11 protein-coding genes, 4 tRNA genes and 1 other annotated feature are annotated in these 12,548 nt (G+C 47.6%); all 15 genes read left to right on the forward strand.

The genetic code is table 11. The features are described 5' to 3' along the window. The first annotated feature begins 12 nt into the window (after positions 1-12). The gene (dnaK, locus tag Q7Q81_RS01655) at positions 13-1,872 is read left to right on the forward strand and encodes a molecular chaperone DnaK (protein ID WP_304273191.1); all 1,860 of its coding nucleotides are present in this window, start codon (positions 13-15) and stop codon (positions 1,870-1,872) included. 254 nt (positions 1,873-2,126) lie between these two features. Next, positions 2,127-3,278 (forward strand): molecular chaperone DnaJ, encoded by a 1,152-nt coding sequence (dnaJ, locus tag Q7Q81_RS01660; RefSeq protein ID WP_304273194.1) that lies wholly within the window; start codon positions 2,127-2,129, stop codon positions 3,276-3,278. A 49-nt stretch (positions 3,279-3,327) separates the two neighbouring features. Further along, positions 3,328-3,435 (forward strand) — a sequence feature (ribosomal protein L20 leader region). A gap of 83 nt (positions 3,436-3,518) precedes the next feature. Continuing rightward, positions 3,519-4,022 (forward strand): translation initiation factor IF-3, encoded by a 504-nt coding sequence (infC, locus tag Q7Q81_RS01665; protein ID WP_009145116.1) that lies wholly within the window; start codon positions 3,519-3,521, stop codon positions 4,020-4,022. Positions 4,023-4,039: 17 nt separating this feature from the next. Continuing rightward, positions 4,040-4,237: a 50S ribosomal protein L35 gene (gene rpmI, locus Q7Q81_RS01670; protein ID WP_009145115.1), complete on the forward strand. Its 198-nt coding sequence runs from the start codon at positions 4,040-4,042 to the stop codon at positions 4,235-4,237. Between the two features lie 28 nt (positions 4,238-4,265). Further along, entirely contained in the window at positions 4,266-4,619 is a 354-nt protein-coding gene (gene rplT / locus Q7Q81_RS01675) for a 50S ribosomal protein L20 (RefSeq protein ID WP_210684724.1), read from the forward strand. 102 nt (positions 4,620-4,721) lie between these two features. Continuing rightward, entirely contained in the window at positions 4,722-5,648 is a 927-nt protein-coding gene (locus Q7Q81_RS01680) for an AEC family transporter (RefSeq protein ID WP_304273196.1), read from the forward strand. A gap of 71 nt (positions 5,649-5,719) precedes the next feature. Then, positions 5,720-6,505, forward strand: coding sequence for a TrmH family RNA methyltransferase (locus tag Q7Q81_RS01685; RefSeq protein ID WP_293721786.1), 786 nt, complete (start codon positions 5,720-5,722; stop codon positions 6,503-6,505). A gap of 59 nt (positions 6,506-6,564) precedes the next feature. Then, positions 6,565-6,649, forward strand: a tRNA-Tyr gene (locus Q7Q81_RS01690). Between the two features lie 9 nt (positions 6,650-6,658). Continuing rightward, positions 6,659-6,734, forward strand: a tRNA-Met gene (locus Q7Q81_RS01695). A 10-nt stretch (positions 6,735-6,744) separates the two neighbouring features. Beyond that, positions 6,745-6,820: transfer RNA gene (locus Q7Q81_RS01700), tRNA-Thr, on the forward strand. Between the two features lie 3 nt (positions 6,821-6,823). After that, positions 6,824-6,900: transfer RNA gene (locus Q7Q81_RS01705), tRNA-Met, on the forward strand. 343 nt (positions 6,901-7,243) lie between these two features. Beyond that, positions 7,244-9,352 (forward strand): TonB-dependent receptor plug domain-containing protein, encoded by a 2,109-nt coding sequence (locus tag Q7Q81_RS01710; RefSeq protein ID WP_304273199.1) that lies wholly within the window; start codon positions 7,244-7,246, stop codon positions 9,350-9,352. Positions 9,353-9,425: 73 nt separating this feature from the next. Further along, positions 9,426-10,388 (forward strand): ABC transporter substrate-binding protein, encoded by a 963-nt coding sequence (locus tag Q7Q81_RS01715; protein ID WP_304273202.1) that lies wholly within the window; start codon positions 9,426-9,428, stop codon positions 10,386-10,388. Between the two features lie 4 nt (positions 10,389-10,392). Next, positions 10,393-11,805, forward strand: coding sequence for a radical SAM protein (locus tag Q7Q81_RS01720; RefSeq protein ID WP_304273205.1), 1,413 nt, complete (start codon positions 10,393-10,395; stop codon positions 11,803-11,805). A gap of 15 nt (positions 11,806-11,820) precedes the next feature. Continuing rightward, the gene (locus Q7Q81_RS01725) at positions 11,821-12,351 is read left to right on the forward strand and encodes a flavodoxin family protein (protein ID WP_293691970.1); all 531 of its coding nucleotides are present in this window, start codon (positions 11,821-11,823) and stop codon (positions 12,349-12,351) included. The last annotated feature ends 197 nt before the right edge of the window (positions 12,352-12,548 follow it).

Below are 12,548 nucleotides of genomic sequence, written 5' to 3' on the forward strand. Positions count from 1 at the left end.
AGGATAAAAATCATGGCTAAAGTAATTGGTATTGACTTAGGTACTACTAATAGTGTTGTTGCAGTTATGGAAGGCGGCGAACCTACCGTCATCACTAATCAGGAAGGCAGCCGCTTAACCCCGTCTGTTGTAGGCTTTGCTAAAAACGGCGAGCGTCTGGTTGGTCAGCTGGCAAAACGTCAGGCAGTTTCCAACCCTGACAGAACCATCAGCTCCATCAAACGTCACATGGGCGAAGGCTCTTACAGAGTAACTATCGACGACAAAAAATATTCCCCGGAAGAAATTTCCGCAATGATTCTGCAAAAACTGAAAGCTGATGCAGAGGCTTATTTGGGCGAAACTGTATCCCAGGCAGTTATCACTGTTCCGGCATACTTCAATGACAGCCAACGTCAGGCTACTAAAGACGCAGGCAAGATTGCAGGCCTTGATGTTCTGCGTATCGTCAACGAGCCTACCGCTGCTTCTCTGGCATACGGCATTGATAAAACCGACGACCATACCATCATGGTATACGACCTCGGCGGCGGCACCTTCGATGTATCCATTCTGGATGTCGGCGACGGCGTATTCGAAGTAAAAGCAACCAACGGTGATACTCATCTGGGCGGCGATGACTTCGATAAGAAAATCATGGACTGGATGGTTGACGAATTCAAGAAAGCTGAAGGCATTGACCTTTCTACCGACCGTATGGCTATGCAGCGTTTGCGTGAGGCTGCTGAAAAAGCTAAAATCGAATTGTCCGGCGTTATGAGCACTAACATCAACCTGCCGTTCATCACTGCAGGTGCTGACGGCCCGAAACATTTGGATATGGACCTGACTCGTGCTAAATTCGAAGCAATGACTGCTGATCTGGTTGAACGTACCATGGGCCCTGTTCGTCAGGCTATGAGCGATGCAGGTCTTTCCGCAAGCGATATCAGCAAAGTAATCCTGGTCGGCGGTTCTTCCCGTATCCCGGCTGTACAGGCTGCTATCAAAGCATTCATGGGCAAAGAGCCTTACAAAGGAGTTAACCCGGATGAATGCGTTGCAGTAGGTGCGGCTATCCAGGCCGGCGTTCTCTCCGGTGAAGAAGGTACCGGCAACGTATTGCTGCTGGATGTAACTCCGTTGTCCCTGGGTATTGAAACCCTCGGCGGTGTATTCACCAAGATTATCGACCGTAACACCACCATCCCGACCTCTAAGAAACAGGTATTCTCTACCGCTGCAGATAACCAGCCTTCCGTTGATATCCATGTTCTGCAAGGCGAACGTGAAATGGCTGCAGACAACAAAACTCTGGGCCGCTTCGAGCTGTCCGGCATCCCGGCTGCACCGCGTGGAATTCCTAAAATCGAAGTTTCCTTCGACATCGATGCTAACGGTATCGTTAACGTAAGCGCTAAAGACCTTGGCACCGGCAAAGAACAAAAGATTACCATTACCTCCTCCGGCACCCTTGATAAGGACGAAGTAGACAGAATGGTTAAAGAAGCAGAAGCTAACGCTGAAGCTGATAAGAAACGTAAAGAGGGCGTAGAAGTTCGTAACCAGGCTGACAACATGTGCTATCAGGCTGAAAAGACCATGAAAGACATGGAAGGCAAAGGCAAGGACGAATTAATCGCTAAGGTTAAAGCTGCTGTTGACACCCTGAAGGAAACCATGAAGGGCGACGACCTTGACAAGATTAAAGCTGATACCGAAGCTCTGACCAAACCGCTGTACGAGCTGAGCGCTGAGCTTTACAAAGAAACCCAGGCACAAGAGGGTGCTGCAGGCGCACAAGGCGCTGCAGGTGCTCAGGGTGCTCAAGGTGCTAAAAAAGCCGATGACGATGTTGTAGATGCGGAAGTTGTTGACGACGACAAGAAATAAGGCTGTCGATAAGGCACCATCTGCGTCGTTGAAACGCCTCGACGTACTAAAAGTACGCCGTCGTCGTTTCGCCTAGCATCTGATACCTTCTCACCAGCCTTCAGGTTAGGTGAAAGGCATCATCTGTGCTGTTGCTGCAGACGTAAAAAAGTAATATAATATTAGTGCCCAGCTGCTGTGGCAACCGCCATTATGCATCTGGGCATTATATGCTTAAATAATATTCGTTAGAAAAGTTTTAGGAGGCGCCTGTTTTGGCTAAGAGAGATTATTATGAGGTACTGGGAGTAAGCAAAACTGCTTCCCAGGACGAAATAAAAAAAGCATTCCGTAAACTGGCCCTGAAATATCATCCTGACCGCAATAAGGGCAACGAAGAAGCCATGAACAAATTCAAGGAAGCCAACGAGGCTTACAGCGTCCTTTCCGATGAGCAGAAGCGCCAGCAGTATGACCAGCTTGGCCCTGATGCCTTCGAACAGGCGCAGACTGCCGGCGGCGCCGGCGGTAATCCGTTCGGCGGCGGCTTCGGTGGCTTTGGCGGCGGAGGCATGGATGATATTTTCGATATGTTCTTCGGCGGCCAGGGACGCAGTCGCGGCGGCCGTGAAGCGGGCCCGCAGCGCGGTGCGGATTTGCGCTTTGATATGGAAATTACCTTTGAAGAAGCAGCTTTCGGCGTAGAGAAGGAAATCAATCTGTATCGCGACGAAACCTGCGACCATTGCCACGGTGATGGTGCAGAACCCGGCTCCAAGGTTGAAACCTGTCCTGAATGTCACGGCTCCGGCTATGTACGCTTCACCCAGAACACCATGTTCGGTCAGATGGTAAATGAGCGTCCGTGCTCCAAGTGCCACGGCGAAGGCAAGATTATTTCCAACCCCTGCAAGGAATGCCGCGGCAAGGGTACTGTGAAGAAGAATAAACGCCTGAAGGTAAAAATTCCTGCAGGTGTAGATAACGGCTCCCGTCTGCGCGTAAGCGGCGAGGGCGAGGCCGGTGCTAAGGGCGGTCAGAGCGGTGATCTTTACGTATATCTGTACGTGAAGCCACACAAGTTCTTTGAACGTGATGGCACTACTGTTCTGTGCGAGGTACCTGTCAATATCGTACAGGCAACCCTGGGCGCTGAGATCAAGGTTCCTACGCTGGATGGTCAGGTAACCGTTAAGGTTCCCGAAGGCACTCAGCCAGGTAAGGTGCTGCGCCTGAAGGGGAAGGGCATTCCCAGCCTGCGCGGCGGTCAGCGTGGTGATCAGCTGGTTCGCATTAAGGTAGTTGTACCGACCAAGCTGAATGATAAGCAGAAGGATGCACTACGCAGCTTCGGTGAAATCAGCAAGGATAATATCAGCCCCGAAGAAAAGAGCTTCTTCAATAAAATCAAAAATCTTTTTAAATAAAAACTGTAAAAAGCTTGACACTTATCAGGCTATGTGTTATCATATTCTAGTAACAAAGCAGAAGCCACTCGCTTCTCACCTTGCGGCAAACGCTCGACAGGGTTGGATATGATATTCATGCGGGTGGAATTTGTTCTGCCCGCTTTTTTGTTTTGCTTATATCTGATATGTTACAGATTTTATAAGCAGTAATTGCTTATCTGAGGTTCATGGAGGTGAATTGTTATAAGTAAGGAAAGCTTGCGTATTAACGAAGAAATTCGTGCGCGTGAAGTGCGTGTTATTGCCAATGGGGGCGAACAGCTCGGCATTATGTCCAGCCGTGACGCTCTGAAGCTTGCATTAGAAAATCATCTGGACTTAGTCGAAATTGCTCCGACAGCAAAACCGCCTGTGTGCCGGATTATGGATTATGGCAAGTATCGTTACGAGCAGCAAAAACGCGAAAAAGAAGCTCGTAAGAAACAAAAGACCTTCGACATTAAAGAAGTTAAGCTGCGTCCCGGTATCGAGGACCACGACTTCAATGTTAAGTATAAGAATGCAGTACGTTTCCTGGAAGATGGCGATAAGGTAAAAGTTACCATCATGTTCCGTGGCCGCGAACTGTCTCATCCTGAGCTTGGCGAGGTGCTGCTGAATCGTATGGCACAGCAGTTGAAAGAAATTGCCGTCGTAGAAAGAGTTCCAAAATTAGAAGGCAAAAACATGATTATGATTGTTGCGCCAAAACCTGCTAAATAATAGAGGAGGAAATCACAATGCCGAAAATGAAAACCCGTAGAGCTGCTGCAAAGCGCTTCAAAAAAACCGCTTCTGGTGAATTCAAACATTTTAAAAACTTCAAGAGCCACATTCTCGAACATAAATCTCCTGCACGTAAGAGAAACCTGCGTAAAGCAGCTCTGGTGCACAAGACTGACAAAGAGCATGTAGCAAAAATGCTCCCGTACGCATAATTAAGAGATTTAAAGGAGGATACTAACAATGGCAAGAGTTAAAGTGGGCGTAACCGCTCATCGTCGTCATAAACACATTCTGAAACTGGCTAAAGGTTACTATGGTTCCCGCAGCAAACAATTCAAAAAAGCTAACGAGCTGGTAATGAAAGCTCTGTCCTATGCTCGTCGTGACCGTCGCGCTAAAAAACGCGAGTTCCGTCGTCTGTGGATTGCTCGTATCAACGCTGCTACCCGTGCTAACGGCCTGAGCTACAGCCGTTTCATCTGCGGCCTGACCAAAGCTGGCATCGAAATGAACCGCAAAGTTATGGCTGACATGGCTATCTATGACTCTGCTGCTTTCGCTAAGCTGGTAGAAGCTGCAAAAGCTGCTCTGTAAGAGAAAAAGTAAATACTGACTGGTGCGTAGGCGCTGGTCTGAGCCTGCTCCTGTGCATGCATGGGAGCAGGCTTTTTTATAATTTGTGAGGGGTTTAGTTTTATGTTAGTAGTTTTAAGTAAAGCCCTGGCCTTTGTACTCATCATACTTATAGGCTATATCTGCAAACGCCGCGGCTTTTTTTCACCGACCGATTATCAGGTCGTAAGCAAAATTGTTTTGAATATTACGCTGCCCTGTGCCGTAATCAACAGCTTTGCACATTTTGAGATGGATTATTCGCTAATCGCTGCCGTCTTTTTAGGCTTATTCGGCAATCTAATGATGCTTTTTGTATCTCTGATGCTGACGCGCGGTGATACTCCGGCTACCAAGATTTTCTATATCTTCAGCCTCGCCGGCTATAATATAGGCTGCTTTACGCTGCCGTTTGCGCAGGCCTTTTTAACGCCCTTTGCCGTAGTCGGCCTGTGTATGTTCGACGTGGGCAATTCCATTATGTGTACTGGTATGACCTATGCGTTGACTGCCTCCTGCATCGGCTATGCGGACGGACGCAAGGACAAATTCAGCATGAAGAATATTGTGCAAAAGCTTCTGCATTCGGTGCCGTTTGTTGTTTATATCAGCATGCTGCTGCTGTCGCTGGCAGGATTCAACTTCCCTAAGAGCGTGTATACGTTTACAGAGATTGTGGGCACAGGCAACCCGTTTTTAAGTATGCTGATGATTGGTATGATGTTTGAAATCAAGCTGGATAAGAAGGCAATGGGCTATGTCAAGGAGCTGTTCAGCGTGCGTTATGCAATATCGCTCTTGTGCGCCGCTGCTTTTATTTATCTGGCACCTTTCAAGCAGGAGATAAATTATGTGATTGCGCTGGCGTTTATGGCACCCTGCACGATTATCGGCCCGATTTTTGTAGAGAAGTTGGGAGCAAATGTACAGCTGGCCAGCCTGTTCAATTCATTGACGATTATTACCAGCGTTGTTCTTTTTACAGCTTTTTTCATTATAATAAACGGCTGATTGACGTTGGCTTAGATATATTAGTATAATAGTAGCAAAAGTAATTTAGCTGCGTATAGAGGAGAAACAAGATGGAACTTACCGGATTGCAAAACCCAATGGTGAAGGCTGCAGCGGAGCTGAAGCAGAAGAAATATCGTCAGCAGCAGGGCCTGTTCTTGGCAGAAGGCCTGCGTACTGTGGAAGAGGCAGTGCGTTACGGCGCCGTGCAGAGCATTTTTTATACTGCGATTGAGGATGACCGCACCCGCGCCGTGCTGGAAGAGGCTGCGGCCAAGCAGATTAAGCTCGTCTGCGTGAGCGACAAGGTGCTGAAAAAAATTGCCGATACCGAAACGCCGCAGGGAATTATTGCCGTATGTGAAATGCGCAGCAAGCGTCTGGATGATTTTCTGGCATCCGGCAAAATGCTGCTTGTTCTGGACCGTGTAACAGATCCGGGAAATATCGGCACCATGCTGCGTACTGCGGATGCGGCCGGTGTAGGTGGCTTGCTGCTTTTGCAGGGCTGCGCTGATATTTATGCGCCGAAAACAGTTCGTGCTTCCATGGGCTCGCTGTTCCACCTGCCGGTGCTGAGCGGTTTGAGCGAGGAGCTGTTGGTGCAGGCAGCACGTAAGGCAGGCTATGAGCTGCTGGTTACCTGCCTGGACGGCGCGGATAATTTGTACAAGGCTGATTTGCAGGGACGTTTGGCTTTTGTTATGGGCAACGAGGCCAACGGCGTGAGTCCTGCTTTGCTGGCGGCAGCAGACAAGCGCGTCTTTATCCCTATGCAAGGACGTGCGGAATCGCTGAACGTGGCTATGGCTGCCGGTATAGTTATGTTTGAGGCGCTGCGTCAGAAGCTCAAATAATTTTTTAGTTTTTGCTTGACAAAAGTATCTCGCTGTAATATAATATCTATGTTGCCTATGGATGGGTTCCCGAGTGGTTAAAGGGAGCAGACTGTAAATCTGCCGCGTTTCGCTTCGTTGGTTCGAATCCAACCCCATCCACCAACTTAATATCGCGGGGTGGAGCAGTTGGTAGCTCGTCGGGCTCATAACCCGAAGGTCGGTGGTTCAAGTCCGCCCCCCGCAACCAACTAAATATTGCTGATGTAGCTCAGTCGGCAGAGCGTATCCTTGGTAAGGATAAGGTCACCAGTTCAATCCTGGTCATCAGCTCCAAATGGCGGCGTAGCTCAGTTGGCTAGAGCATGCGGTTCATACCCGCAGTGTCCGCGGTTCAAATCCGTGCGCCGCCACCAACTGCAATTCAAGACTTCCAAGAAATTGGGAGTCTTTTTTGTTATCTGCAACGGATAAATGGAATATAAAATATTCTGGTTCGTATCATGTAAAAATTTTTGTTGGGTTTAATATTTTTTACGTAAAAATAAATCGCAACAGTTTTCATACTTTTCTTGACACCGCAATCTTTAAATGATATACTTGTAAACAGTATTGATTCCGAAAACGGATAGAGGCACAAAAAACACATATGTCTGAATAGACATATGTGTAAATGACTGGTTTTGGCTATGGCAGACTTTGCCGAAATTTAATCTGTTATAGCTGTGATTGGTATATATTTTAAGGAGTGGTATGAGTATGCAGAAAAAAGAACTATCTAAGTTAGTCCTGACAACCCTGTTAACTGGCGGTGTACTATGGGGGGGGACAGCATTCGCTGCTGAAGAGAATTTACAGGAATTTTCCTTGGACACCATGGTTGTTACCGCAACCAGAACGGCAATGACAGTTAAGGAAACCCCTTCGACCGTAGAGATTGTTGACAGCAAAAAGCTGGAGCAGACACAGGCTAAAACCTTGCATGATGCTTTAAAGGGCGCTTTGGGCGTTAATGTATTTAATGATTTCCAGGGACGCAGCAATGTCAGCATCCGCGGCAGTGAATCCCGTCACGTATTGATTATGGTTGACGGCAAGCGTTTAGGCGGCGAGGCAGCTTACAACTCTGCCAATGCCTGGGACGTAGACCGTATTCGTATGGAGGATGTTGAAAGAGTAGAAATCATCCGCGGACCTGCGGGTGCAATGTATGGCAGTGATGCTATGGGTGGTGTAATTAACGTTATTACCAAAACTCCGGATAAGACAACTGCTGACATTAATTATGAATATGGCTGGTATGAGGACGGCAAGGGCGCAGGCTATAAAGGAAACCTGTATCTGCAAGGCGCTGAAGGCAACTATTCCTATAAAATCAACGCTGGCCTGAATAAAAACAGACCGTATTTGGATCCTAAGGGCAGCGGCGATTCCATGAATTTTTATGGTAAGCAGCAGCCGATTTCTTTAAGTGTTGACTATAAGTTTGATAATGGCAATAAATTAAGCGTAGATTTCAGCAAAATTAAGGAAGAGAATCAAAAAACTACTACTAGCAGAACTGTTATGACGTCTAGTACTTGGCAGGATAAGGTGCAGACGATTTGGAATAATAATAAACGTACTGACTATGCTATTACTTATCAGGGTTCAGATGATAAGCAGGACTGGATGTTCCGAGCTTATAAATCAGTATTTGATAAGCATTACACGAATCAGAATAATACCCGTATGACGATGATGGGCAAACCGGGAGCTTGGAAGCTGCAGGATCCTAAGCATGATACGGTTAAGCGTACTCTGAGCGTTATTGAAGGCAAGGATACATTTAACCTTAGTGATAAGAATAAGCTGACTGCCGGTTTTGAATATCGTAAGGATGAGAGTGAGGGTACACGCTTAAAGAAACCAAATACATCTTTGAGTGGTTCTAGTGCTCGTGATGCTTTTGATAAGGCTGATATTAATTATATGGCAGCATATGTTCAAGACGAATTCAGACCGAATGATAAATGGCTGATTATTCCTTCCGTTCGTTTTGACCACAGTGATCAGTTCAGCAACAAGCTGACCAGCAACCTGGCTGCAACCTATAATGCTGCCGATGATGTACGTATTAAGGCTGTAGTTGGTCAGGGCTATAAAACTCCGACTGTAAACGATTTGTACATTTTCTGGGAAATGTATGCCGCAAATCGGGGTTCCAAAGGTCAATTCTATGTTGGTAACCCTGACTTGAAGCCTGAAAAATCCTTAAGCTACGAATTATCTGTTGAAAAGGATTGGGGTGACAGATCTACCGTCCATCTGGGCTTATTCAGAAATGAAGTTAAAGATTTGATTAGTACCCGCTGGACCGGAGAATATACTGAGCAGCATCCTGATATTTATCCTGGCGTTACAGGTGACATGATTATGGCTTATGAAAATATCCCTGAAGCAACTTTACAGGGCGTAGAGCTGTACGGTTCTCATAGAATCGGTAAGGATATTTATCTTAACGCCGGTTATACCTTCTTGGATGCTAAAGACAAAACAGCAGGAACTCGTCTGAAAGACAGAGCTAAGCATCAGGTAACCTTTGGCGTTTCCTATCAGCCGGAAAATATTTATGCTTGGGACCTGAGCTTTGACCTTGTATCTAACATCGGCTACTACTTCAATAATGGCGATAAGAGCACCATGGGCAACTTTGTTTACGAAACCAAGGACTTCACTATTGCTAACATCATGGCTTCCAGACATCTCAACAAGGATACCAAGATTTATCTGGGCATTGACAACATCAGCAATCACCAGAACTTTGGCCCGTATTCTGACGGCAATCTCGGTCGCTTGTACAGAGTTGGTATGGAATATAAATTCTAAACATAGCGGTAAAGTAAAAGAACAAATAAAGCAGGCCCGATGGCCTGCTTTGTTTGCCTAACGAGGAAGTATTATGCGAAAAATTTTCAGTTTCATTTTAACGGTTCTTATGGTATGCTTATGTATAAGCGGTTGCACACCGCTAACCGGAAATTCCGGTTCAGGCTCCGCAATAAAAATCACTGATGATAACCAGCGCATTGTTACCTTGAAAAAGGTTCCCGAAAGAATCGTTGTTCTGTCACCGTCATTTTTAGAGCTGGTGCAGGCTGTAGACGGCAAGGTTGTCGGCCGTGCCAAAACACAGGTAGGCAAGGTGCCAGCTTTTGCCAAGGATGCTGACGAGGTAGGCTTTATTTTTAATATTAATGTAGAAAAAATTATTGAGCTGAAGCCTGATCTGGTAATTGCGTACAAGGGCATGCACGAGCGTTATCTGCATACATTGGAATCCAACAATATTCCAGTTGTTGTGCTGAATCTGAAATCCTATGAGGATGTTAAGCACAGCATGCTCACCATTGGCAAAATAATGCGTAAGGATGATAAGGCGCAGAAGGTTGTGGCAAATCTCGATAAGGATATCAATGCTACAGTAAGCAAGCTGCCTAAAAGCGAGCGCAGCGTAGCGATTCTGCACACCACCAGCATGGGCATCACCATGGAAAGGGAAACCAGTATTGCCGGCTGCTGTGCTAAAATGCTTAAATTACGCAACGTAGTACAGGGCGAAACCAAGCCTGTCAGCGGACCGATGGGAACTCAGCCTGACAAGGCTCCCTACAGCTTAGAGGATTTGCTGGAGAAAAATCCGCAGGTAATTTTTATCACCTCTATGGGTGTGCCCAGAGATAGTGAGGGAAATCCTAAGCTGGAGATTATGAGCAACCCGGCGTGGAATTCCATCGATGCGGTAAAAAATAAGCAGGTATTTTTCCTGCCGGACGATTTGTTCCTGCTCAATCCAGGGTTGGAATATCCTAAGGCAGTACGCTGCATGGCAGCAAAAATGTATCCTGATGCAGTAAAGGAGTAGGCTGATGATTGATTACGCAAAAAATATTCAGGCGTTTTATGAGCGCGATGATTATAAGGCTCTTGCAGGCCAGCCGGGGGTAACTGCTGTTGAAGCAAGCTTCAAAGATCTGACCTATGTTCCGCGCAAGACCAAACCGTTGCCGGGGATGATGGCCGGGACGATGCTGCAGGAGTTTGCTTTGCAGCCGCAGCAGCCGACGGCGCTGTATCTGCATATTCCGTTCTGCAATCTGCGCTGCTCCTACTGCAGCTTTTACCGCAATCCCTTTGAGGCGGAGCAGGTTGAGGAATATGTACAGGCGCTTTTGGCGGAGCTGGATTTTCTGCAGCAGCAGGGCGTTTTTGCCAAGCAAAGACCGGAAGCTGTTTTCTTTGGCGGCGGCACGCCGTCCGTGCTCAATCCGGCGCAGATAAGCGCGCTGCTGAACAAAATTCACAGTGCTGCCAGTCTGGCGGATGACTGCGAGGTAACCTTTGAAAGCAGTATCTATGATTTATCGGCGGATAAGCTCGCTGCCTGCATTGCCGGCGGCGTGAACCGCTTCAGCTTCGGCGTGCAGGCCTTTGATACGCATTTGCGCCGCTCCTTAGGCAGGCTTAATGCGAAGGAAGAGGTAACGGCCAAGCTCGAAGATGTGGCAGCCAAAGGCGTCAAGGTTATTATCGACCTGATTTACGGCCTGAACGGCCAAACGCAGGCAATGCTGCTGGACGATATCAGAACGGCGCTGGCCTGCGGCGTGAGCGGTATGGATTTGTACAAGCTGCAGATTATGCCGAAATCTCCCTTAGGTCAGGCGATTGCCAAGGGCAATATTAAATACGAATATAACGACAGAATGCTGGCGGAAATGTTCGTTGCTGCTGATGCGCTGCTTGCGGAGCAGGGAGCCAAGGCGCTGAGCTGCTGCCATTGGGCAATGCGCGAGGATGAACGCAGCGGTTACAATACGTTGGTGAAGAGCGGTGCGAACATCATTACCTGCGGTGCGGCCTGCGGCGGTCACATGGGAATGTACAATTACATGAAGACTATGGACCGAAGCGACTATGTAAAAAAGGCTACTGCCGGACAGTACGCTGTCATGGGCATGGGCAAGCATAACGAAAACTATCTGCTCCTCGAAAAGCTGTCCGGACAGTGTGATTCCGGCAGGTTTGATTTTGCTTTGCTGAAGCGCTACAGTGATGCGGATTGGGAAAGCCTGCTTGCGCCGCTGCTGGAGCAGTGGGAGCTTTTGGACCTGCTTTATGCTATGGACGGCAAGTATTTCTTTACGGCGAAGGGAAAATATTACTATCGTCAGATGGACAGAGTGCTGCTGACAGCTGCGGAGTGCGCACTTTACGGCAAACCGGGACTGATGGAGCAGGCTGGCCAGAAGATGATGGGCATTATGAAGAATATGAAATAAAAGGAGTGTACTACTATGCAGGACATTTTAATCGTTTATGACAGCAAAACCGGTAATACGGAAAAGGTTGCCAAGGCTTTGGCCGAGGCTGCAGGCGAACGCTGCGTGCTGGCGCAGGTTGACGCTGCTCCGGCTGCGGATGACTTCGCTGTTGTTGTAGCAGGCTACTGGGTTGACAAGGGCGCACCGAATGCGAAGATGAAAAAATATCTGGAGAATTTGCACGGCAAAAAGGTAGTGCTGTTCCAAACCTTGGGCGCAGACCCGGCGAGCGACCACGCTGTAAGCTCCCTGGTAAATGCAGGTGTACTGATGAACAAGGACTGCAAGGTACTGGGTACTTTATCTATCCGCGGTGCGATTGACCCAGCACTGATTGCCATGATGCGCAAGATGCCGGCAGGCAGCCCGCACAGCCCCAGTCCCGAGAGCGAAGCCCGTTGGGCTGCTGCAGCCAGCCATCCGGATGCAGAGGACTTGGCGAAGGCCAAGAGCTTTATGCAGGGCTTTTTGGCTATGTATGACAAGTTTTTGAAGATGATGTAAGAGCAGTCCTTCATATAAGAACAGTGCTTTATAATGCGCAGTCACAGTTTGGCTGTGCATTTATTATTGTAAAAGCATTTTAGGGCAGAGAAATTTAAACGATGAACTAAAAGTGTAGAACTATTGACAAAATTGTGTCTTGCATAAAGTTCTTTCATAGTGTACAATGGAAGTAATCATAAAATGCAATTTTGAAA

Origin of the sequence: Phascolarctobacterium succinatutens (assembly GCF_958453765.1) — a bacterium.
GTDB lineage: Bacteria > Bacillota > Negativicutes > Acidaminococcales > Acidaminococcaceae > Phascolarctobacterium_A > Phascolarctobacterium_A succinatutens_B.

Coding starts and splice junctions, on each gene's coding strand:
- Q7Q81_RS01725 (WP_293691970.1), top strand. CDS start 11,821: ATGCAGGACATTTTAATCGTTTATGACAGCAAAACCGGTAATACGGAA.
- Q7Q81_RS01680 (WP_304273196.1), top strand. CDS start 4,722: ATGTTAGTAGTTTTAAGTAAAGCCCTGGCCTTTGTACTCATCATACTT.
- rpmI (WP_009145115.1), top strand. CDS start 4,040: ATGCCGAAAATGAAAACCCGTAGAGCTGCTGCAAAGCGCTTCAAAAAA.
- Q7Q81_RS01715 (WP_304273202.1), top strand. CDS start 9,426: ATGCGAAAAATTTTCAGTTTCATTTTAACGGTTCTTATGGTATGCTTA.
- dnaK (WP_304273191.1), top strand. CDS start 13: ATGGCTAAAGTAATTGGTATTGACTTAGGTACTACTAATAGTGTTGTT.
- rplT (WP_210684724.1), top strand. CDS start 4,266: ATGGCAAGAGTTAAAGTGGGCGTAACCGCTCATCGTCGTCATAAACAC.
- Q7Q81_RS01685 (WP_293721786.1), top strand. CDS start 5,720: ATGGAACTTACCGGATTGCAAAACCCAATGGTGAAGGCTGCAGCGGAG.
- Q7Q81_RS01720 (WP_304273205.1), top strand. CDS start 10,393: ATGATTGATTACGCAAAAAATATTCAGGCGTTTTATGAGCGCGATGAT.
- Q7Q81_RS01710 (WP_304273199.1), top strand. CDS start 7,244: ATGCAGAAAAAAGAACTATCTAAGTTAGTCCTGACAACCCTGTTAACT.